At 45.9% G+C, this 23,350-nt stretch carries 21 protein-coding genes; 7 read left to right on the forward strand and 14 right to left on the reverse strand.

Annotation, left to right across the window (positions count from 1 at the left end):
* The first annotated feature begins 100 nt into the window (after positions 1-100).
* Together ACFI6L_RS12475 and galE are read left to right on the forward strand one after the other, a co-directional pair.
* Complete coding sequence (locus ACFI6L_RS12475; RefSeq protein ID WP_014975838.1) at positions 101-403, forward strand: DUF6170 family protein; 303 nt, start codon at positions 101-103, stop codon at positions 401-403.
* Complete coding sequence (gene galE / locus ACFI6L_RS12480; protein ID WP_014978530.1) at positions 400-1,422, forward strand: UDP-glucose 4-epimerase GalE; 1,023 nt, start codon at positions 400-402, stop codon at positions 1,420-1,422. The genes ACFI6L_RS12475 and galE overlap by 4 nt, the downstream gene beginning before the upstream one ends.
* Positions 1,423-1,607: 185 nt before the next feature.
* Here the strand turns inward: galE and ACFI6L_RS12485 are convergent, their stop codons facing one another.
* The 10 genes from ACFI6L_RS12485 to ccmA form a co-directional block, all read right to left on the reverse strand.
* Entirely contained in the window at positions 1,608-2,552 is a 945-nt protein-coding gene (locus tag ACFI6L_RS12485) for an MlaA family lipoprotein (RefSeq protein WP_462574121.1), read from the reverse strand.
* A 2-nt stretch (positions 2,553-2,554) separates the two neighbouring features.
* The gene (gene ccmI, locus ACFI6L_RS12490; protein ID WP_462574122.1) at positions 2,555-3,886 is read right to left on the reverse strand and encodes a c-type cytochrome biogenesis protein CcmI; all 1,332 of its coding nucleotides are present in this window, start codon (positions 3,884-3,886) and stop codon (positions 2,555-2,557) included.
* Positions 3,883-4,380 carry a cytochrome c-type biogenesis protein gene (locus ACFI6L_RS12495; protein WP_462574123.1) on the reverse strand — a complete coding sequence of 166 codons (498 nt, stop codon included), beginning with the start codon at positions 4,378-4,380 and terminating at the stop codon, positions 3,883-3,885. The genes ccmI and ACFI6L_RS12495 overlap by 4 nt, the downstream gene beginning before the upstream one ends.
* The gene (locus tag ACFI6L_RS12500; protein WP_462574124.1) at positions 4,377-5,078 is read right to left on the reverse strand and encodes a redoxin family protein; all 702 of its coding nucleotides are present in this window, start codon (positions 5,076-5,078) and stop codon (positions 4,377-4,379) included. The genes ACFI6L_RS12495 and ACFI6L_RS12500 overlap by 4 nt, the downstream gene beginning before the upstream one ends.
* Positions 5,078-7,135, reverse strand: a complete 2,058-nt coding sequence (locus tag ACFI6L_RS12505; protein WP_462574125.1) for a heme lyase CcmF/NrfE family subunit — start codon at positions 7,133-7,135, stop codon at positions 5,078-5,080. Before ACFI6L_RS12505 ends, ACFI6L_RS12500 begins: the two co-directional genes overlap by 1 nt.
* Before the next feature lie 3 nt (positions 7,136-7,138).
* On the reverse strand, positions 7,139-7,633 hold the full coding sequence (gene ccmE / locus ACFI6L_RS12510) for a cytochrome c maturation protein CcmE (RefSeq protein ID WP_462574126.1): 495 nt from the start codon (positions 7,631-7,633) through the stop codon (positions 7,139-7,141).
* 75 nt (positions 7,634-7,708) lie between these two features.
* Positions 7,709-7,918: a heme exporter protein CcmD gene (ccmD, locus tag ACFI6L_RS12515; RefSeq protein WP_462574127.1), complete on the reverse strand. Its 210-nt coding sequence runs from the start codon at positions 7,916-7,918 to the stop codon at positions 7,709-7,711.
* A gap of 1 nt (position 7,919) precedes the next feature.
* Positions 7,920-8,711, reverse strand: a complete 792-nt coding sequence (locus ACFI6L_RS12520) for a heme ABC transporter permease (RefSeq protein ID WP_014948513.1) — start codon at positions 8,709-8,711, stop codon at positions 7,920-7,922.
* Positions 8,711-9,376, reverse strand: a complete 666-nt coding sequence (gene ccmB, locus ACFI6L_RS12525; protein ID WP_014948512.1) for a heme exporter protein CcmB — start codon at positions 9,374-9,376, stop codon at positions 8,711-8,713. The genes ACFI6L_RS12520 and ccmB overlap by 1 nt, the downstream gene beginning before the upstream one ends.
* Positions 9,376-9,999: a cytochrome c biogenesis heme-transporting ATPase CcmA gene (ccmA, locus tag ACFI6L_RS12530; RefSeq protein WP_101563607.1), complete on the reverse strand. Its 624-nt coding sequence runs from the start codon at positions 9,997-9,999 to the stop codon at positions 9,376-9,378. Before ccmA ends, ccmB begins: the two co-directional genes overlap by 1 nt.
* Before the next feature lie 280 nt (positions 10,000-10,279).
* On the opposite strand from ccmA, the gene ACFI6L_RS12535 reads away from it, so the two are divergent.
* Positions 10,280-12,877 (forward strand): flagellar hook-length control protein FliK, encoded by a 2,598-nt coding sequence (locus ACFI6L_RS12535; protein WP_462574129.1) that lies wholly within the window; start codon positions 10,280-10,282, stop codon positions 12,875-12,877.
* A gap of 11 nt (positions 12,878-12,888) precedes the next feature.
* Positions 12,889-13,206, forward strand: coding sequence for an EscU/YscU/HrcU family type III secretion system export apparatus switch protein (locus ACFI6L_RS12540; RefSeq protein WP_014948509.1), 318 nt, complete (start codon positions 12,889-12,891; stop codon positions 13,204-13,206).
* A 152-nt stretch (positions 13,207-13,358) separates the two neighbouring features.
* Here ACFI6L_RS12540 and ACFI6L_RS12545 read toward each other — a convergent pair whose 3' ends face one another.
* The 4 genes from ACFI6L_RS12545 to ACFI6L_RS12560 form a co-directional block, all read right to left on the reverse strand.
* On the reverse strand, positions 13,359-14,555 hold the full coding sequence (locus ACFI6L_RS12545) for an ABC transporter permease (protein ID WP_110288384.1): 1,197 nt from the start codon (positions 14,553-14,555) through the stop codon (positions 13,359-13,361).
* On the reverse strand, positions 14,539-15,360 hold the full coding sequence (locus ACFI6L_RS12550) for an ABC transporter ATP-binding protein (RefSeq protein ID WP_014978519.1): 822 nt from the start codon (positions 15,358-15,360) through the stop codon (positions 14,539-14,541). Before ACFI6L_RS12550 ends, ACFI6L_RS12545 begins: the two co-directional genes overlap by 17 nt.
* 316 nt (positions 15,361-15,676) lie before the next feature.
* Positions 15,677-16,723: a recombinase RecA gene (gene recA, locus ACFI6L_RS12555; protein WP_014948506.1), complete on the reverse strand. Its 1,047-nt coding sequence runs from the start codon at positions 16,721-16,723 to the stop codon at positions 15,677-15,679.
* 120 nt (positions 16,724-16,843) lie between these two features.
* On the reverse strand, positions 16,844-17,383 hold the full coding sequence (locus tag ACFI6L_RS12560; RefSeq protein WP_342324690.1) for a CinA family protein: 540 nt from the start codon (positions 17,381-17,383) through the stop codon (positions 16,844-16,846).
* 143 nt (positions 17,384-17,526) lie between these two features.
* On the opposite strand from ACFI6L_RS12560, the gene mutS reads away from it, so the two are divergent.
* From mutS to eno, 3 genes are all read left to right on the forward strand, one after another.
* Entirely contained in the window at positions 17,527-20,148 is a 2,622-nt protein-coding gene (gene mutS / locus ACFI6L_RS12565; protein WP_239244424.1) for a DNA mismatch repair protein MutS, read from the forward strand.
* 156 nt (positions 20,149-20,304) lie between these two features.
* Complete coding sequence (locus tag ACFI6L_RS12570) at positions 20,305-21,936, forward strand: CTP synthase (RefSeq protein ID WP_014978516.1); 1,632 nt, start codon at positions 20,305-20,307, stop codon at positions 21,934-21,936.
* Between the two features lie 59 nt (positions 21,937-21,995).
* Positions 21,996-23,288: a phosphopyruvate hydratase gene (gene eno, locus ACFI6L_RS12575; protein WP_014975823.1), complete on the forward strand. Its 1,293-nt coding sequence runs from the start codon at positions 21,996-21,998 to the stop codon at positions 23,286-23,288.
* Positions 23,289-23,350 lie beyond the last annotated feature (62 nt).

The following is a 23,350-nucleotide window of genomic DNA, read 5'->3' on the forward strand; positions in this document are numbered from 1 at the left end:
TTTATTGTTAGCATGTTTTAAGTGCTGACCAATTACCCTACAATAACCGCCGCAACGTAACGTTCCGGCGGTTTTTTATTAAGGGCATTTGCATAAACCTATGAAGTTTTATTTTTCTACCAGAGACATTCCTGCCTTAAAAGGTCTTCCACTGACAGAGCGCGTTAAGTTGCTTGATCAGGCCGCAAAGCGGCTATCTGTCCCTGAGAAGACTTTACTGAATGTGCTAAAGTTACTCGTCATTGTCCCCGTATTCGCATTTATTCTTCAAACCGCGTCAAATTGGACCTCGTTACTGTGGGCTTTTGTGGTATTTTTAATTTATCCATTGGTTGTAAAACCTATTCAATATTCCATCTGCGCTAAATACATTGCGCAACCGTCTAGCAAGGAGAATGCATGAAGACCATCTTAGTCACTGGTGGTGCAGGCTATATAGGTAGTCACACAGTTTTACAGTTACTTGAACAAAACTACGGTGTTGTAGTGCTGGATAACCTTGCAAACGCAAGTGCTGAATCACTTCGTCGCGTAGAAGCGTTAACAGGCAAGTCGGTTACTTTTGTTCAAGGTGACATTCGCGATACCGCCGTGTTAGATGACATATTCAGCGAGCATAACATTTATGCCGTTATTCACTTTGCCGGTTTAAAAGCCGTCGGCGAGTCTGTGCAAAAGCCACTTTCATACTATGAAAACAACGTGTACGGCACGCTAACGCTATGTAAAGCTATGCAGAAGCACAATGTAAAGAATATTGTGTTTAGCTCATCTGCAACGGTTTACGGCGATCCAGCATCGCTACCGCTACGTGAAGATATGGCCACAGGCCACCCGACAAACCCTTACGGTATGTCGAAGCTTATGGTTGAGCATATGCTTAGCGATCTTTACGTATCGGACAACGAGTGGAACATTGTATTGCTTCGCTACTTCAATCCAGTTGGCGCACACGAATCTGGCCAGATCGGTGAAGATCCCAACGGTATTCCGAACAACTTAATGCCTTATATCTCTCAGGTTGCTACCGGTAAGCTAGAGCAGCTAAGCGTGTTCGGTGACGACTACGATACCGTTGATGGCACAGGCGTTCGCGACTATATCCATGTTGTTGACCTTGCCAATGGTCACTTGAAAGCACTTGATCGTTTAAACCTTAACATGGGCTTAGACAAATACAATCTGGGTACAGGTCAGGGTTATTCAGTCATCGAAATGATCAAAGCTTTCGAAAAAGGCTCGGGTAAAACCGTATCCTATAAGATTGCACCGCGTAGAAGCGGCGATGTGGCAGCCTGTTATGCCGACCCAACAAAAGCTGCTACAGAGCTTAACTGGCATGCAGAAAAAGGCTTGGAAGACATGTGTGCCGACACATGGAACTGGCAGTCACAAAACCCGATGGGCTATCCAAAGGATTAGCTTGTCGTTTGAACGCTGCCAATAGGCTTGTTCACATACCTAGAACTAAAAAGCCATGCTGTTGAGCATGGCTTTTTTTGTGCGGGCATTTATAGCTAGAGTGACGTTGAAGTTGAGGTTAGATAACAATAACTAAACCCTGCCCCCGAACTTTATCCAACATCGTTTTATTTATTACTCTTGCTCTATTTGCCGTCTTTCGACTTGGCGTCTTTTTCTTTTAGCTTAGCTTTCTCACTGTCATCAACTGACGAATCTTCTGAATCTGTCGACTCATCAACACCTTCTTCCGACGTTTCTTCATAGCTATCAAAATCATTGCCTTCCAACATTGCTTCAAAATCAGCAAAGTCATCTAGCTGCTCATCATCAATGGCTTTATCGCCGCTTTTACCGTCGGTAACGCGAAACTCCAAGTTTTCAAAGTAAGCATTTTTCACAAAAGCATAGTCATCAACAGACTGCTCAAGCTGCGCCTCTTGATCAAGTAATTGAGCTCGTGTTTCAAGTACCGAAATGCCAATACGCGCTAAGTTTACAGACCCTTCAAGTAACGACATTGGAAACGCAAAACCGTCAACATAATCCCCTGTGAAGCTTCGCGGATCGCTTGGGCCTAAAAAGGGCAGCATTAAGAAAGGCCCAGTATCTAATCCCCACACAGCCAGAGTTTCACCAAACTGCTCGCGTTTACGCTCAATGCCAATTTTTGACGCAACGTCAAACGTGCCAACTAACCCTACCGTGGTGTTAATTAAAAAACGAGCCAAGCTATCTAAGCCATCATCAACTTTGCCTTGAAACATATTATTCAAAAAGTTCGCAGGCTCTTGTAGGTTGTCCGTGATGTTCACCAAACCAGTTCGCGCAGGCTGAGGCATCACAGTCACGTAGGTAACGGTTATTGGGCGTAAGATGTAGGCATCCAACACATCCCAGTTAAAATCCCAGATTTCACGGTTAACTGGCTCGAACGGGTCACGGGGGTCTGAAGTATCCACTACAGCCTGGTTCGACCCAGTGTCTTGAGAATACGCTTGAGCCTGATCTTGCGTATGGTTACTCGCACAGCCACCTAAAAGACTTGCAGCAATAATCAACCCGGTTGCGAGTGATTTAGACAGTTCCATACTTATAATTCCTTATCAATAATAACGCTTAGTGAAGATGTTTCGTTGGCAGTAACGCTTGCGCTCACACTGCCTTGCCATTCGCCTTTTGAAACTGCCACATTACCATCTTTAGATAGTCTTGCGGTAACCACCACATCAGAAAGTGTTGCTAGCGTGAATTGTGGCATCATTGCGTTCTCTGTGGTTAGAGTAACGGAAACAGGGAAGTCTTCTATCGGCAGTTTAACCACAGCAGCAGGCATTTTGTTGTCAGAGTTCGCATCTTGAGCGAACACTATCAAGAAACCGTCTTTAGGCGCTTTTATATTAGCGTCGTCAGATAAATTCACCGTAATATTAAAGCCGGTTTGCGCTTCGCTGCTATAACTTTGAGCTTCGCTACTAGCATTTTTCGCTTCGCTACTGGCATTTTGCGCTGTTGGTGTATCAGTAATTTCAGCACCTGTATTTTGTAGCGCTGCCATTTCACTGGTATTCCCTTGTAGCTCTTTTATACGCGCCACTAAACGTTGCGCCATATCGCTATCAGCTGGTAACTTACCTTCAACTTGCTTATAAAAACGCTGAGTATTTTCAAGGTCGCCAAGTTGAGCAGAGACCACCGCCATCATCAGCGCAAGGTTATCATTCGCTGGATTGTCGTTAAGCAAGCCTAATAAGATAGATTGCGCTCGTTCCAGGTTGTTTACATCCCCTGTGGTCATCAAAGCTTGAGCAAGCGTAATGCGATTAGCAGAGTTAGATGGCGCCAAACTCACCGCTTTATCAATAGCTTCAATGGCCTGTACTTCTTGGCCAATACTCAGCATCAATCTGCCAAAATACATCCATCCTGTGTCGTCTTCGGGCTCTTCTCTCAAACGCTGGCGTATAGCAAGAGCAAGGCTAGCAATGTCTTGTTGAGTCAGGTTATTCGCATTACCGCTAGCAAGCTGTTGACTCAACTGGGGCAGCGCTTCAATGGCTTGGCTTGCCTGGGCAACACGACCCATTTGATTTACCTGCGCATATACAATCACTCCGCAGGCTATCGAAAGCACGGCGCCAATCGCGAGCGGAAGTTTTGCATTACCCGTTTTATGAGATTGAAATGCGCTTTCATCTACCAGCGCTAGTTTTAGTTCGTCAACGGCTTGTCGTTTATCATGCTCACTAATGAGCCCTTCTTGCACTTCACGATCAAGTTCAGCAAGACGCTGCTTAACAATTTGCGTATTGCTTAAACTATCTTGTTTTGCGTGATTTTTATTACGCAGCCATGGGAAAGCGACAATTAATAGAACAAGCGTAATTAAGCCTGAAACAATAATATAAAACTCAGACCAACTCATTCTTTCTCTCGCTCCAACATTTCATCTGCTTTAGCTAACTTAGCGGCCATATCTTCTGGTGGTGTTACCGATTTGCGGCGAATCACCACAATTAGGGCAATAAAAATAAACAAAACAGGGCCAGCCCAAAGCCACAAGGTCGCAGCTGTAACTGGCGGTTGATAATGCACAAAATCGCCATAGCGTGACTTCATAAAATCAATCACTTCTTGCTCTGTTTTGCCTTGCTTTAGTAACGCGTACACTTTTCGGCGCATGTCATGGGCAATCATGGCGTCGCTATCAGCAATATTCTGGTTTTGACACATAGGACATCGTAATTCTGCGGTAAGCTTTAAAAAGCTTTCACGCTGAGCAGGCGTGTCGAAAGAAAACTTATCTTCAGCCGCACTTACTGAAAAAGCGCTAAGCACAAACAACAGCGTAAAAACGCTTAGCGCAATAGCTTTAAAGGACGCGAGACTGTGGGAGGAAGTGTCCGATAACATAATCATTCCCCTCCCTGTGCACTTGCGGAGCTCTGATTATTCTTTTCCTTAAGCGTGTTCGACAATGTAGGCTCTGAGGCCATAACTGCATCTAAATCTACCTTTTTGCCATTGCCTGTTTTGCCAGATGCTTCTGCCACCAACTGGTTATATAGCGGGCCAACTTTGGAGTTCCAAACACGCTCGTTAATATCGCCTATGTGGTGCATACGAATAATGCCTTCAGCGTCGATAACAAAGTGTTCTGGCGCTCCTGTTACGCCAAGGTCGAGCGACGTATCGCGATAGACATCAAAAATATTATACGCGTAAGGGTTACCGTAACGGCTGAGCATGTCGGTAACTTCTTGCTGAACACGGCTCAGTGTTTTCGTTCCAAAGTCTGGGTCTAAGTCCTGATCAAAATACAAACCTACAATGTGAACGTTTTGTTCGTTCTTTAACTGAGTAAGGTACGGCATCTCAACAGCGCAGGTCACGCACCATACACCCCATACATTTAATATGGTTACCTTGCCCTTTAAATCTTCAGGCGTATAGGAAATGTCTGGCTGCATCAGGTCTGGCAGTGAGAATGCAGGTAACGTCTTATCTTGAACCTGAGAATCTAACTCTCTGGGGTCAGAAAAAAGCCCTTTAAACAGGAAAATGACCAGCAAAGAGAACAACACTAACGGAATAGCAACGAGTGGTGCTTTTTTCATTATGCGCCTCCTTTCACTGACGCATTTGATGGAGTGGATACTTGACCATGAGATTGCTCTGCGTCGTTCTCACTTTTCCCACCAAATACACGTTTTATCTTCTTAACCTTAGCCATGCGGTAACGTTTGTCGCTAATAGAAAAGATACCGCCTATAGCCATAACCACTGCACCCGCCCATAGCCAGATAACAAACGGTTTAATGTAAATACGGATGGCCCATGCGCCATTGTCTAAGGGCTCGCCCATAGCGATAAACAAATCCCTTGCGAGATTTGAGTGAATAGCGGCTTCAGTCATCGGCATACGCTGTACGATATACAAACGCTTTTCTGGCTCTAGATGCGCGATCAATTCACCGTCTTGATAAACGTCGAACACGCCTTTGTCCGCCTCAAAGTTCGGACCTTGAACTTTTACGACATCCCTAAAGCTAAAGTCATAACCGCCAAGAGAAACGGTATCGCCAATGTCCATGCGAACATCCCGCTCCATTTCGTAGTTTGAAACAAGGGTAATACCGATAATGCAGATAGCAAAACCCACATGGCCCAGCACCATTCCCCAGTGACTTGGCGTAAGCTTGCGAAGTTTAACTAGCACCGATGCATTATCATTGTTACCTGATGGCATAGCCGATAAGCGCTGCATCACCTCTTGCACCGTAGTAACGAGGATCCAAAATACTAATATCATGCCTAAAACGCCCATATAGGTTGGTTCATCATAGGCAAAGTTAACTAGTACACCGGCACTTAGCGCAATACCGCCAGCGATTAATAGCTGTTTTTGTAATTCACTGGCTTTTTGCTGTTTCCAGCGCGTAAGCGGGCCAAGACCGAGCATTAGTACGAATGGCACAATCAATAACGTGAACATTTGATTGAAGAACGGAGCGCCTACCGAAATACTGCCTAGACCTAACTCTTTATGTACAAGAGGCAGTAGTGTACCCAACAATACAACCAGTGTTGCTGCGCACAAAAATACATTGTTACCCATTAACAACACTTCACGGGAAAACGCTTGATAGCGGCCAGGGCTTTTAAGTGAAGCAGCACGCATAGCGTAAAGCAGCAAGCCAAAGCCACTAAGTACAATCAATATTCCCAGTATAAATAAGCCTCGGGTTGGATCGCTTGCAAACGAGTGTACCGAAACAATCACTCCAGAACGTACTAAGAAGGTGCCAAGTAAACTCAAACTAAATGCGGCAATAGCAAGCAGTACGGTCCACGACTTAAACGCCTTTCGCTTTTCGGTTACGGCTAGCGAGTGCATTAGCGCAGTACCGACCAGCCAAGGCATGAAAGAGGCGTTCTCAACTGGATCCCAGAACCACCAGCCACCCCAGCCAAGTTCGTAATACGCCCACCAGCTACCTAGCGCAATACCCACGGTAAGAAAAGCCCAGGCAGAAATGACCCAAGGCCTTGACCAGCGTGCCCAGGTTGAGTCTAGCTGCCCTGAAATTAGTGCTGAAATTGCAAAAGCAAACGCGACAGAAAAGCCAACATAACCCATGTAAAGCATAGGCGGGTGAATGATCATGCCAAAATCTTGCAGCAGCGGATTAAGATCTCGCCCATCGACCGGGAAAAATGGCAGCATGCTGTTAAACGGGTTTGAGGTAAGCAGCATGAATAAGTAAAAACCGATGCCCACCATTCCCAATACCGACAGCACCCGTGCGACCATAGCAAGAGGAATACCCTTGCTGAATATCGCCACTGCTACTGTCCATATGGAAAGCATCAACACCCACAGCAGAAATGAGCCTTCGTGGCCGCCCCACACAGCGGTAATTTTATAATAAATGGGAAGTCGACTATTTGAGTGCTGTGCAACATAGGCCACACTAAAGTCGTCGGTAACGAAGGCATAGGTTAAGCATACATAGGCAATAAGCGTGAAGGTAAATAAGCCAATCGCCAACGGCTTGGCCGTTGCCATTAACGCTTCGTGCTGACGGTGAGCCCCCCATAGCGGATAAACGGCCAATAATATAGAGAGCACTAGCGCAAGCGTCAGCGCAATATTTCCAATCTCTGGCACCATTATTTATTTGCCTCCACTGCCGGTAGTCGACCCGTAGGAAGGCATATTTTCAGGTTTAACGTGCTTAATGCCTTTCATCTTCTCAGCAAGCTCAGGAGGCATGTACTCTTCATCGTGCTTCGCTAGCACTTCCTGCGCTTTAATGCTGCTTGCACCAGTGAGTACACCCGTTGCTACAATGCCTTGGCCTTCGCGGAATAAATCAGGAAGGATGCCGGTGTAAGTCACAGTCACCGTTGGGCCAGTATCGATAAGGTCAAAGCTCACCGCTAAGCTTTCTTGATCCCTTTTCACACTACCAGGTACCACCATACCGCCTATACGAAGACGCTGGCCAACCTGCGGTTTCTGTCCGTTTTTACCTTCAATGATCTCGCTCGGCGTATAGAAAAGGTCAATACTGTCGTTTAGGGCGTAAAGCATCAGTCCAATTGCACTTACTATTAAAAAACCGATAATTCCCACTACGGCTAGTCGCTGCTTTCGTCTCGGGTTCATGCAACTCTCACTTCGAAAAAACTAATAAACGATAAAAACGCAAATGAATGCTAAGTTCACTTTTCACATTAACACTTAGGTGTTGTCTTGCTGTTGCTGTCGCGCTTTTTGAATACGCGCTTTGCGTTCTTTTTCCACCACTACCTGCTTTAAAAGGTCGCGATGTTTACTAAAACTCTGAATAGCGATAATGCCCATTGCTAAGAACGTAACGCCAAACGAAAGCCATACATAAAATGCATAGCCTCCCATATTTAAAAAATCGGCAAAGGATTCAAACTGCATCTTAACTGCCCTCTTTTAAACTAGCAGTAGCCGCATCACCAGGTTGTTGATTTAATGCTTTATTCATTGCTAGCGCTTGTACCCAAGGTCGGTGCATTTCTCTAAGCACAATCTCATTACGTAATCGTACAGTGGTAACAGCTCCAATAAAAAAAGCGAAGCCCAGCAGGTTAATTAACAACGGCCACAGCATTTCAGGGGCAATTGAAGGGTTGTCGAATTTACTGATAGTCGCCCCTTGATGCAACGTATTCCACCACTCTACCGAGTAGTGAATAATGGGGATATTTACTACGCCTACAAGCGCCATTACGCCTGCGGCTTTACCCGCCTGCTGTTTATCTTCAAAAGCACCGTAAAGCGCAATCACGCCCATGTACAAGAAAAGCAGAATAAGCTCTGAAGTTAGGCGTGCATCCCACACCCACCAAGCGCCCCACATTGGCTTGCCCCAAGCGGCGCCGGTGAACAGAGCAATAAACGTCATTACTGCGCCGATAGGCGCCATAGCAATCATGCTCATATAAGCGGTGCGCCACTGCCAAACCATACCCACCAAGGCCGCAATCGCCATGGCAACATAGGTGCCCATAGACAAAATGGCGCTAGGTACGTGGATATAGATGATTCTAAATGAATCGCCCTGCTGATAATCTTGAGGCGCAAAGGCCAGCCCCCACACGGTGCCTACGCTTAAACACGCTAGAGCGCCAACCCAAAACCAAGGCTGTAAAGTTAAACAAAGCTGATAGGCTCGCTCTGTTTTTGCGTAGGGATGTAACCACTTCCACATTAGTTTTGACTCACTTTTAAAGAATATGCGATGGCAAACGGTGCCAATGCCGCAGCCAATAAAAGCATGGCGGCAATAATAGCAAGTTGCGCATGATAAGGTAATTGCAGTGCGGCAGAATCCACAGCCGACGTGGCAAATATCAGTAACGGAATAAAGACAGGGATTAGTAGCAGTGCCAACAGCACTCCACCTTTTTGCAATCCAACGGTAAGCCCTACTGCAATGGCACCAATTAAGGAAAGTAACGGCGTCCCCAATATCAAGGTTAAGACAAGGGCGATATACATATCGACCGTTAAATTCAAAAACATGGCTAGTAGCGGAGACAACAGCAATAATGGTACAAAGCTAACCAGCCAATGGGCAGCCACTTTTACCGCACTCACCGCTGGTAATGGCATACCAGATAACATGTACTGCTCTAGCGACCCGTCTTGAAAGTCATCGCGAAAAAGCCTTTCCATCGCCATGAGCGATGACAAAATTGCCGCAATCCATATTACCCCTGGTCCAATGCGTTGAAGGGTGTCGGGAGACGGACTAACGCCTAAGGGAAATAAGGTCACCACCATCAGCAAAAACATCAGAGGTTGCACTAATTCTGCTTTTTGCTTGAACGCAACCTGCATGTCGCGCTTAAAAATTCCTTGGTAAAGTGACATTAAAAGCGGTACTCCAAATCGAATACACGGTGTTCCCCTGCAGTTTCTGATAGGTGTTGATGCGAAGTAGTAATGATGAGACCGCCGCGACCAACGTGCTCTTTCATACTTTTTTCAAGCATGTGAACCCCTTTCACATCAAGCGCTGTAAACGGTTCGTCCAGTATCCACACCTTTGCTGGCTTTAGCCACAGTCTCGATAGCGCGACGCGACGCTGTTGACCGGCCGATAAATACCTTACGGGCACATCTTCAAGTCCAACTAATCCCACTTTCTCTAATACATCAAAAAGCGTGTTAACAGGCACCGATACATTATGTTGAGCTAGCCAGAACGATAGATTATCTAGGGCAGAGAGACTGCCGTTAGTTCCGCTTTTATGGCCAAGATAAAAAAGGTCTTGGTAATAACCTGTCTTGTCCGCTGAAATGTCCATGCCGTTGTACAATACTGCACCTGATTCAGGTGAACTCAGTCCTGTTAAAATGCGCAGCAAGCTGGTTTTCCCTGCACCGTTAGGACCGCGTAAATACAGCAACTCACCGGGTTCGACAACCAGTGAAAGCCCTTCAAAAAGGGTTCTGTCTCGTTTGCTGCAGGTTAATTCGCGCGCCTCTAACACTACCTGGCTACTCCAACCTTAAAAAGAGGTTCTAAAAAATGGCGCTAGTCTACCACATGAACGCTTTTTCGCAGTCGCGAATTCCAATTAAATATGATTTACTTCAATGACAAAGGTATTTTTCCTAAGAGCCATCCGTCGTGAGTAAGTGTTATCCCTCCGCCTAAAGGATGAATTCTTTTGCTTCATCTTATCAACTGGTCAATAACGAAACTGCCAAACAGAGCTTTGCTATACTTAAATAAGTAAGGAAAAGCGCGACATTGCCGATATCTCAATTATGACAACACCACTATCATCTCTATTGGCAGCCGCTCTAAATCAAACAACTGGCCCGACGTCGCCTGTCTCGGCCGCTTTATCGTCTACAGATGCCACTACTCAAGGATCGAGTCGAGGAGCAACGCCTGTGATTGCCAACGCTGCGCTTTCGCAGGCTACCGCTTTAGACAATGCGGCGAAAGTGATAGTTGAACGCTTGCCTGAACGAGTGCTATCGATAACGATGACATCAAGTAATGCATCGTCAAATTTAGTGCCGTCGGTCGCCCAAGTATTGCACGTTGTCTTACCCGCAGAAGTTAGCGCTAAACTCTCCAAACACGCTATTCATAATGCGCAAATTGCTCTTCTGCCCCAAACTTCAGACCAGGTTTCAAACCCAGAAACGAAAAGTGTTCAAAATGCTTCTCAAAGTCAGTTAAGCGCTCAGTCTGCAATACTCCTTTCTACAAGTTTGTCTCAACAAGGCGCGTCATTGTCAGCGCCCGATAAAGCTGGATTACTGAAAGCTGTGGCACAAGCTCTGGCTGCAAATAACGCCGCCGTTACGCTTAAGGGTCAGCTTTCTATTTCTACAAAGAGCGAAAACTTTGGGCAACTCATTCTTACCACGGCTAAAAACGAGGATGTTCCCCTTACAGACATAAACACTGAAAAGCTGGATAGCAAGGCGAAAGCAGCGCTTCAAAAGCTGGTCGGCCAGCAGGTCGTTATAGGACTAAGCCGAGCTCGCAACGGTGGAATCGCGCTGCAAATCTCTCAAGATTTTTCCAATGGAAGCGGTGGTCCGAAAAGCAGCCATCACAATTTCGCCACTATCACCCATAAAGATGTAAGTACCAACTTACAACAAAAGCTCATTTCCGATTCACTAAAGCAAGGTGGCGTAGCCGTAGAGCACAACTTAAGCAACCCGCCACAACTTAACGCGCTGTTAAAAGGCTTTGGTGCTGACACTAACGCGTTAAAAGTGCTTTCTGCGTTAACCTTAACGGGTAGCAAACTCTCAATTCGCACTGCGCAACAAAGCGCGTTATTACATATAAGCTTACCGCAGAACAAGGCCCCTTCCCTTTCGGCTCCAACTTTGAATCTGGAGCAGGTGAATAAACTTAACCTTTCACAATTACCAAAAGTGACGGCGAAAGGGCTCGATGCCGTCACGAGGAATAGCTCGCTCGAAGCCTCTTCATCCATTACAAACCTAAAGGCAGCGGCTCCCACATCGCTTAAAGGAACGGATGTACACAACGCAATTAGTACACTTTCTCGGGTATTACTGAGCCAAACAGGCAGTACCAGCCAAGCATTAAGCCAACTCGTTGCTATTGTTGAGAATGGAAAGTTACCGCCCAGTAGCGGCGCTCCTCAAACACATGGAGCCCAGCATTTCGATAAAATTTTGCAGCACCTAAAAGGCCTTGATGCACTCAACGCGAAACCTTCGCAAGTCAAAATATCTGATGGAGCGTTTATCGGCCCGCCTAAGCCTTCCAGTGAACAACTGCTAGCAACGGCAAAAGCTATATTGACGGAAGGGAAAGAAACCGCCTCAGCAGAGAATAATGGCATGCAAGGAAAAGACGGTGGGAGTAAATCTTCTCTTGTATCACTTGCCTCTATCGCACAAGCGTTAAGCTCACAGGCAAAAGGCTTATCAAATAGCTTACTGAGCAACATCGCTGCTCAACTTGCGGCTACACAAGGTAAAGGCGCAGAGATACCACCAGTGGTTTCAGATAGTCACGTCACTATAGCGGGTTCAAAATCAAACGAGAGCGTAGCTGGCGAGAACGTAGGCGCTGTCGGCGATTTAAAAAACGGCGCGAAAAAACTAACGCCCGATATGAACGAGCAAGGATTGTCGCAACGCTTGCAGCAGCTTATATCCTCACAGGCGCTGGTTACCACACCAATAAACTTATCCTCACCCGTAAACGCTTCCAGCTTCGTTCAAGGGCTGGTCGCCTTAGTTCAATTAGCACTAGCGGGGCGTGCCATGCAGCGTCAGCCTGGCTTAAAAACGCAAATAGATGCGCCTGACTCTATCGTTTCAAAAACGTTAGCGAATATGGGGGTAACGACTCAACCAAGTCGCGTTAGCCAAGACATGAACCAGTTAGACGGCAGACAACAGCTGCTTTCTCAACTTAAAACGCTGCTAAGTAGCCACCAGCAAAACAAAATTGCTAATGTAGATAGCCGTATTCAAGGGCAAGATAGTTTCTATTATATATTGCCATCACTTTCACAACATCAAAGTCCACCAGAACTCTTGATAAAACGAGAGCTGGGTGGCCAGAACAATAAGCACGCACAAGCAGGCCAACGTTCTCTTTGGAATATCACGATGAAACTGGATATTGGTGACAGCGGACAAGTGTTGGCAAAATCTAAAATTGATAAAAGCACCATTACTTTAGATTTGTACGCTTCAAGCGATGAGGTACTTAAACGTATCGGAGACACCCTACCCTATTTACATAAACGTCTTACTTTGCTCGGCCTGGTTGTTGAAAACACCAGCTACCAGCGAGGCCACATTCCGGACACATTAAATTCGCGCCCTCATCAAATCTTTGAAACTAGGGTTTAGGTAAAGCGTTTATGACTGATTCGCAAAAGACAAAACGCGCCATCGGCCTAAAATATGACGGCGGCGATAAGAAAAACGCACCTAAAGTGGTAGCAAAAGGCTACGGAGATTTGGCGGAAGCCATCATAGCCATGGCTGAAGAAACCGGGATATTAATTCACGAAGACCCATACTTAAGCGAAGTCCTTGCTACCCTTGATGTGGGGCAAGATATCCCTGAATCGCTGTATTATGTAATTGCCGAGTTGCTGGCCTATTCTTATGTCCTTCAAGGAAAAATCCCTCCTGGTTGGGAGGGAATTATCAAGCGTATCGACTTTGAGGTGTAGTAAACACAAAACTAAAGCGTATTGAACCTGCACTTCGAGTGTTGAATTGTCCACCTTGTAAAAAACCTTGATGCCACAAAGAATAAGCCCGCTTTTAGCAGGCTTATTACAAAGATGCTAAACATCCACATGGTGCTAGGTAAGCAGTTTTGTTATCTAAACAGGACCTTTTCCTTGTTAAACCAATGGATACAGAAGAAAATCAGTCCGGTTGCAATCACTGCGGTAGACGTAAATATGCCAAAGAGTGCAAAGTAGTCCATGGTACCTTTGAACAGCTCTTTCATCGCTAGGGCAACGTTAGTCAGCGGTACCCAAACCCAGCCGCCTTTAAGCTCTACACCAGGCATCATGGCTATAATTACAGGGAAAATAACCACCATAATAAGTGACCCCATGTAGCTTTGCGCCTCTTTAAACGAGCGAGCATAAATTGAAAGTGATAGTAGAATAGCGGCGAAAACTGCCACCACTGGCACCAACATTAGAAAGATCAGCAGGAAGTCCACAAGACCAATCATCGACATGATCTTAACCACAAACTCAACGGCCATGCCTTGCGATAACACCAGTCCCCATATAGCCATGGAAGAAACGGTAATAAGCGCAGTAATTATCCCCGCAGTAGCGATAGTAAAGAATTTACCCAGTACCAGCTTATGACGGTCCATCGGCGATATAAGTAGTGTTTCTAATGTACCCCGCTCTTTCTCACCGGCGCCTAAGTCAGCCGCTGGGGCCATAGCGCCTTGAAGGCACAAGATGAAGATGAAATATGGCAGCATACCGCCTAAGCGTTCACCCCACACTTCGCGATCGTCGGCGACATTTTGCTTTTCTATCTTGATTGGCTTTAGCAAGGCCTCTTGCTGAGTTTCATCTAGATTAAGCTGCGCAAAAGCGGTTTGTTGGAATGCATCGGTATATTCATCAATGATGTCGGATACGCGCCCCATCACCTTATTTAGACCAGCATCGTTGAGATAAAGCTCAATCTTATGCTGACCTGAACGCAAAACATCGCTATCAAAGGTTTCTGGAATAACCAAAACAAAATCCAACGTTTCGTTTTTGATGAGTTTGGCGTAGTCAGTCTCATCGCCAATCGCAACCGGTTCGAATTTATCTGATGCGTCGTTAAAAGACTGTACAATTGCTGGCGCGTAAGCTTCACCAACTATCGCGTATTTCAGTATTTTATTTTCCGCTTTATCCGCCGCTGAACTCATGAAAAAGAACGCGACACCAAAAATCGCTGGGAATAATAAAAGCGGTAAACCAATCATGAATATGATGGTTTTCTTATCCCGTAATAGTTCTTTGAATTCCTTTTTAAAGATTAACCACATTACCCATCTCCTCAGAATCCATTGATAGTGTTTTTAGGAAGCTCTTATGCATTTGCCCGCCAGCCCCGTCATTACCAGACAAAGCGCTAAAGGCGGCTAGCGAATCGTTAAATACCGTTTCACCTTGGTTAATCACGGTCACCTTGTCGCAAAGGGTTTGCACCTCATCAAGGTGGTGAGTAGAGAAAATAACCGGGGTACCTTTATCTTTAAGGCGCTGAATAAATTCCATCACGGTACTCGTTGCCATAATATCAAGGCCGGTTGTGGGTTCATCAAGCACCACTAGTTCAGGCTCGTGTATAACGGCGCGAGCAATAGAAACTTTTTGCTTCATCCCCGATGAGAAATTCTCGGCACGCCTATCAAGGAAGGTTTGCATGTCGAGTAAATCAGCCAACTCTTCAATACGCGCGTTAATCACATTTTTTGGAATACCGTGCAACTCACCGAAGTAGCTAATATTCTCTCGGCCACTCAAACGACCATAAAGGCCCGTTGAGCTAGATAAAAAGCCAATTTTTTTACGGGCAATATTAGGGTTAGAAAGCACATCCTCACCACCAATGATAACTTTTCCGCTATCAGGCTTTAGTGCTGTAGAAAGCATGCGAAGTGTAGTTGTTTTGCCAGCTCCATTTGGCCCTAACAGCCCAAGTACCTGTCCTTTTTCGCAAGTAAACGACACATCCCTTACCGACTGGAAATAGCGCCCTTTTAATCGCGGGTCCTTTTTTTCCTGTTCGCTAAGCTTTTTTGGGTTCTCCACCTCAAAACGCTTAGCAAGGCCTGATATTTCAATCATTTCCCTTCCCTCTTCTCACGTGTGAACAGTAGCACCGTTCATTATTGTTGTAGGCTTGCTTTGCTGTAGCCGCAAATTATGCCGTTCTATTTGTTTAAAGTTGTTTTAGCGTACTAACCAGCTTTGGCAGTAATGGCCATTGCACCCTAGTAGTCTGAACTTACAAATATTTATTACAGCATTCCTTGTTTTTATTTGTTGTACAAGTTTCAGCCTTGCATTAAGTGTTAGTAAATATTTCTTAATATACCCTTTGATGAAGCCATAAAAAAACCCACCTAGCGGTGGGTTCTTAATATGCGGTTAAGCGCTAATTTTACTCAGGAAGCACATCGTCTTCTTGCTGAGGTACCGCTTCCTCTGCTTTCATTGTTTTAGAAAGCAAAAGTTCTTGGCGGATCTTAGTTTCAATCTCGTTTGCGATCTCAGGGTTCTCTTTCAAGAACTTCATTACGTTCGCTTTACCTTGACCAATGCGGTCGCCCTTGTAGCTATACCAAGCCCCCGCTTTATCAACTAGCTTTTGCTTAACACCAAGGTCGATAAGCTCAGCTTCTTTGCTGATACCTTCGCCGTAGCGGATCATAAATTCAGCTTGCTTAAACGGAGGTGCAACTTTGTTCTTCACTACCTTAACGCGAGTTTCGTTACCCACTACCTCGTCGCCTTCTTTCACTGCACCAATACGGCGAATGTCTAGACGAACAGAAGAGTAGAACTTAAGCGCGTTACCACCGGTTGTAGTTTCTGGGTTACCAAACATAACACCAATCTTCATACGAATTTGGTTAATGAAGATACACAGTGTATTTGAACGCTTGATGTTTGCAGTTAGCTTACGCAACGCTTGCGACATTAGGCGCGCCTGAAGACCAACGTGAGAATCACCCATGTCACCTTCAATTTCAGCTTTAGGTGTAAGCGCCGCTACCGAGTCAACAATAACAACATCTACCGCACCTGAACGTACAAGCATGTCGCAAATTTCTAGCGCTTGCTCACCAGTATCAGGCTGAGATACCAATAGTTCGTCGATGTTTACGCCTAGTTTTTCAGCATATACCGGGTCTAGTGCGTGTTCAGCATCAACGAAAGCACAGGTTTTACCCTTGCGCTGCGCTTCAGCAATAACTTGAAGTGTTAGCGTGGTTTTACCTGATGATTCTGGCCCGTAGATTTCAACAACACGTCCACATGGCAAACCGCCTATACCTAGAGCGATATCAATGGTAAGAGAGCCAGTAGAAATCGCTTCAATATCCATGGCTTGGTTATCGCCTAAGCGCATGATTGCGCCTTTACCAAATTGCTTTTCAATTTGGCCAACTGCGGCGGTTAAAGCTTTTGATTTGTTATCGTCCACGTATGTATCCTCTAGGATTTGCGGTTAAATTCTGTATTGGTGTTTTCCATATCTTGTATGAAATTACCAAATAATGATCACATTCTATACTGTACAAGCATACAGTTTCAACCAGTGTTTTTAATTTTCACTCAACATTTTAACTAAGTGAGTAATCGCAAAGCTAATAGCGTGTTGACGTACTTCGTCGCGATTGCCGCTAAACACCTGTTTAACTTGCGCTTCGTGTTCTCCACATAAAAAGCCGAACCATACCGTGCCCACTGGTTTTTCTTTGCTACCACCGCCAGGACCGGCAATGCCACTAACCGTTACAACAAGTTGCGCTCCGCTATTACGGCGCACGCCGTCTGCCATTTCAATTACCGTTTGCTTCGACACCGCGCCGTACTCTTTTAGCGTCTGCTCTGTTACGCCCAGTATGCTTTGCTTTGCGTCGTTTGAGTACGTCACCCAGGATTGGTTAAACCAATCAGAACTGCCAGCCACACTGGTAAAAGCAAAAGCGACTCCTCCGCCTGTACACGACTCAGCGCTTGATACAGTCCAACCTTTTTCCCTTAGTGCGTCGCCTAACACCTGAACTTGCGCAGATAATGCGCTATCAAGCGTTAAAGGGGTGGCGTTTGCTGTCGAATCAGTTAAAAATGTTGTGCTCATTTGGATATACCTAATTACACCTGTTGTGCTTTATCAGATCTTCGCTTGATCTTAGTGGGCGTGAGTTTATCATTTATTCCCCTCAACAGGCATTAAACCCAGCAACAAATTCGCAGAGGCATTTTTTGGAATCACATACTCCTATGATGCGCCAATACCTGACTATTAAGGCGCAGCATCCGAATATTTTACTGTTTTATCGCATGGGCGACTTTTATGAGTTGTTTTACGACGATGCCAAAAAAGCTGCTGAATTACTGGATATCTCATTAACAGCCAGAGGAAAATCTGGTGGTGAACCTATTCCTATGGCTGGTGTGCCTTATCATGCGGTAGAAAGCTATCTGTCACGCTTAGTGAAAATGGGCGAGTCAGTAGCCATTTGTGAACAGGTAGGAGACCCAGCCACCAGTAAAGGCCCTGTTGAACGCGCGGTACAACGTATTGTTACGCCTGGTACAGTCACCGACGAAGCGCTGTTAGAAGAACGTCGCGACAATATTCTGGCCGCCGTTTGTGGTCACAGTATGCACTATGGTCTGGCAACCCTAGATGTTACAAGCGGTCGTTTTGTTGTGTTTGAATGCGACAGCGATGAAAGCCTACTTGCTGAAATTCAGCGCATTAACCCGGCAGAACTGCTCTACCCCGAAGGATTTGAAAGCTTAGCATTGGTTGAAAACCGCAAAGGACTTAGACGCCGTCCTGAATGGGAATTCGACATTGATACCGCCACAGAGCAATTAAACGCACAGTTTGAAACCAAAACATTAGATGGCTTTGGAATAAAAGGCGTCACTAAAGGCTTAGGCGCAGCGGGCTGCGTTTTACAATATGTAAAGGATACCCAGCGCACTGCTCTGCCTCACATTCGCCGCATTCAGACCGAACAGCAAGACAGCCGTGTGCAGCTTGATGCTGCCACCCGCAGAAACCTAGAACTTACCCATAATTTGTCGGGCGGACAGGAAAATACGCTGTTCAGCGTGATGGATACCACCACTACGGCCATGGGTAGTCGTATGCTGCAGCGCGTTATTCACTCGCCTTTAACCGACCAGCATGAACTGCACAGCCGTTTAGATGCTGTTGAAACGTTTATTAATGACGACCCTGAAGATATTCGCACCGCGCTCAAACACATTGGTGACATTGAGCGTATTATGGCGCGCTTAGCTCTTCGTTCAGCGCGGCCACGGGACTTTGCTCGCCTAAAAAATGCCTTTAACGCCCTGCCTGACTTACAAGATGCTCTAGCTCGGTTCGACACAGGGCAAATCCGAAGTATTAGCGAAACCATTGGCACTTACCCTGAACTTCAAGCCCTGTTAAATGATGCCATTATCGATAACCCACCAGTGGTAATACGGGATGGCGGCGTGATTGCCGAGGGCTACAACGCCGAACTTGATGAATTGCGTAAGCTATCACAAGGAGCTACCGACTACTTAGACGCTATGGAGCAACGTGAGCGCGAGCGCACCGGCATTTCTACGCTAAAAGTGGGCTATAACAAAGTTCACGGGTTCTTTATTGAAATTAGCCGGGCCAACAGTGCATTAGCGCCTGCTGAATATATTCGAAGACAAACCCTTAAAAACACTGAACGTTATATAACGCCAGAACTTAAAGAGCACGAAGATAAAGTGCTAAGCAGTCAGGGTGCTGCACTTGCTCTTGAAAAGCAGCTTTATGAAGCCTTGTTTGATAACTTTGCTCCACACTTAAATAACTTAATTGAAACCGCCGCAGCCCTTGCCAAGCTTGACGTGCTGTGCTGTTTTGCCGAACGGGCAGTCTCCCTTGATTGGCATCGACCAAATCTAAGCCAAGAATGTGCACTTACCTATGATGCCGGCCGCCACCCTGTGGTTGAAAACGTAATGAAAGACCCCTTCATTGCTAACCCGCTTCAGCTAGACACCGAGCGCCGCATGCTGATTATTACTGGCCCCAACATGGGCGGTAAATCAACCTACATGCGTCAAACCGCGCTCATTGCATTATTGGCCTGTATTGGCAGTTTTGTGCCCGCAGAAAATGCCCATATAGGAAAACTTGACCGTATCTTTACCCGTATTGGTGCATCAGATGACTTAGCCTCAGGCCGCTCTACCTTTATGGTTGAGATGACAGAAACGGCGAACATTCTCAACAATGCCACAGAAAACTCTCTGGTATTAATGGATGAAATAGGCCGTGGCACCAGTACCTATGATGGATTGTCTCTGGCGTGGGCATGCGCGAGTTATTTGGCAAAACAGCTAAATGCTTATACGCTTTTTGCCACGCATTATTTCGAACTTACTGAACTTCCAGAAACGCAAAGTGGCGTAGTGAATGTGCACTTAGACGCGATGGAGTTTGAAGATACCATACGCTTCATGCATACCGTGTCAGAAGGCGCGGCGAGCAAAAGCTTTGGTTTACAAGTTGCCCAACTTGCAGGCGTACCTAAGGCGGTAATAAAAGCGGCGCAACAAAAACTTGCGGTGTTGGAATCATCACACCTTATGACCAGCACGGAAGATGGATCAGAGAAAGCCAATGATGAGTCTTTTGTGGCGAAGAGCTCGGTAAAAGGTGGAAATAAAACAAGCGCATCAGGTAAAGCTCCATCAAATACCAAAGGCCAAGCTGAAATGCTGTTCCCTGATAAGCCGCACCCGGTAGTAGAAGCCCTTGAAAACTTGTCACCCGATGAGCTATCACCGCGCCAAGCGCTAGACCTTATCTACACACTTAAGCGCCTGAGCCAATCTTAAACCAAGCTTAAGCGCGTATAAATTGCGCATCATGTGGGCAAATTGATTGTCTGCCCACATGAATTTGCGTATACTATCGCCCCGTCCAAAGTGTAGCTGGTTTTGTTCTAAACTCAGCCTATATTTACCATACAACCCAAACGTTCTAGGTTTCGCATGACAAATTATATTTTCGTCACCGGTGGTGTAGTTTCATCGCTAGGTAAAGGTATTGCTGCAGCATCGTTGGCCGCAATTCTGGAAGCTCGCGGTCTCACCGTAACCATGTTAAAACTCGACCCTTACATCAATGTCGACCCGGGCACTATGAGCCCTATCCAGCATGGTGAAGTATTTGTTACCGATGACGGCGCTGAGACCGACCTTGATCTTGGTCACTATGAGCGTTTTATTCGCACCCGCATGACTAAGCGCAACAACTTCACTACCGGCCGTGTATACGAAGAAGTGTTAAAGCGCGAGCGTCGCGGTGATTACCTTGGCGCAACTATTCAGGTTATCCCTCATATCACCAATGAAATTAAGCGCCGCGTAATTGAAGGTGCTGAAGGTCATGATGTAGCTATTGTTGAAGTGGGCGGAACCGTAGGTGACATCGAGTCACAACCTTTCTTGGAAGCAATTCGTCAGCTAGGTACCGAAGTAGGCCGTGAACGCGCTATGTTCATGCACTTAACACTAGTACCTTACATGCCAGCATCAGGTGAAGTAAAAACTAAGCCTACGCAGCACTCAGTAAAAGAGCTTCGCTCGATTGGTATTCAGCCAGACATTCTTGTATGCCGTTCAGTAGGTGCATTGCCTGCCAGCGAACGTTCTAAAATCGCGCTGTTCACCAACGTTGCTGACAAAGCCGTTATTTCTTTGAAAGACGTAGACAGCATTTACCGCATCCCTGCTGCACTTAAAGCACAAGGCATGGATCAGCTAGTTGTAGACCGTTTCGGTCTTGAGTGTGAAGAAGCCGATTTATCTGAGTGGGAACAAGTACTTTATGCTGAATCTAACCCTACTGCAGAAGTTAACATTGGCATGGTAGGCAAGTATGTTGAATTACCAGACGCTTATAAGTCTGTTAATGAAGCGCTTAAGCATGCTGGCCTTAAAAACCGTCTGACTGTGAACATCCACCACATTGACTCACAAGACGTGGAAAGCAAAGGTACCCAAATTTTAGAACAACTTGATGCTATCTTAGTACCTGGTGGCTTTGGTGAGCGCGGTATAGAAGGCAAAATTGCTGCTGCGCGTTATGCTCGTGAAAACAAAGTCCCTTATCTTGGCATTTGCTTAGGTATGCAGGTAGCACTTATCGAATTCGCTCGTAATGTTGCGGGTATGGAAAACGCGAACAGCACAGAGTTCGACTCTGAAACCCCTTACCCTGTAGTCGGCCTAATCACTGAGTGGTTAGATGCTGCAGGAACAACTGAAACTCGCACAGAAAACTCAGATCTTGGCGGTACCATGCGTCTAGGTAGTCAGCTATGTCACCTTATTGAAGGTACAAAAGTTCATGAGATGTATGGTAATGCCGAAATTTATGAGCGTCACCGTCACCGTTACGAAGTGAACAACAATCTGCGTGACCAAATCGAAGCCGCTGGATTAAAGGTAAGTGGTTTGTCCACTGACAAGCGACTTGTAGAAGTGGTGGAAATCCCTGATCATCCTTGGTTCATTGCGGGCCAATTCCACCCTGAGTTCACATCAACTCCTCGGGATGGACACCCATTATTCACTGGTTTCGTTGCTGCGGCAGGAAAATACCAGAAAGAAAATCACTAATTTCTAATAAAAGGGGTGCTCTCTCCCGTTGCACCCCATTCAATTGTTGAGGAAAAAACATGGCGAAAATTAGTCGCATTATCGGACGCGAAATCTTAGATTCACGCGGAAACCCTACCGTAGAAGCAGATGTATACTTAGAATCAGGCGTAATGGGCCGTGCTGCAGCACCATCTGGTGCATCTACTGGTAGCCGCGAAGCACTAGAGCTACGCGACGGCGACAAGTCTCGTTACCTAGGTAAAGGTGTAACAAAGGCAGTTGCAGCAGTTAACGATACCATCGCGCCAGCGCTTATCGGTAAAGACGCACTAGCGCAAGCTGATATCGACGGCATCATGATTGACCTTGATGGCACAGAAAACAAAGAAACCCTTGGTGCGAACGCAATTCTTGCAGTTTCTCTTGCTGTAGCTAAAGCGGCTGCGGCGGAAAAAGGCGTAGCGCTTTACGAGCACATTGCAGACTTAAACGGTACATCTGGCCAATACTCTATGCCAGTACCTATGATGAACATCATCAACGGTGGTGAGCACGCTGACAACAACGTAGACATTCAAGAGTTCATGGTACAGCCAGTTGGCGCGAAGAGCTTCAAAGAAGCACTACGTATGGGTGCAGAAATCTTCCACGCTCTTAAGAAAGTACTGTCTGCTAAAGGTCTTAATACAGCAGTTGGTGACGAAGGTGGTTTTGCCCCTAATCTTAGCTCAAACGCTGAAGCGCTTGCAGTAATCGTAGAAGCCGTTGAAAACGCTGGCTATAAAATGAATGAAGACATCACCCTTGCACTAGACTGCGCGGCGTCTGAATTCTATAAAGAAGGCAAATACGTACTATCTGGTGAAGACAAGAGCTTCGATTCAGAAGCGTTTGGCGATTACCTTGCTGACCTTTCTTCACAATACCCAATTGTATCTATTGAAGACGGCCTGGACGAAAGCGACTGGGACGGCTGGGCAAGCCTAACTAAGAAGATTGGCGACAAAGTACAGCTAGTTGGTGACGACTTGTTTGTAACTAACACTAAAATTCTTAAGCGCGGTATTGATAACGGTATTGGTAACTCAATCCTTATCAAGTTCAACCAAATCGGTTCACTAACTGAAACCCTTAACGCTATTAAGATGGCGAAAGATGCGGGCTTTACGGCAGTTATCTCTCACCGTTCTGGTGAAACTGAAGACGCCACTATTGCCGACCTAGCAGTAGGTACAGCGGCGGGCCAAATCAAAACGGGTTCACTATGCCGTTCTGACCGTGTTGCTAAGTACAACCAGTTACTTCGTATTGAAGAAGCACTAGGTGACGCTGCTACTTACAAAGGCCGTAGCGAAATCAAAGGTCAATAATTGACGCCTGAGATTATGATGAAAAGCCGCTTTCTATAGCGGCTTTTTTTGTGTCTATTTTT

This window comes from Alteromonas sp. G4i35 (genome assembly GCF_054960375.1).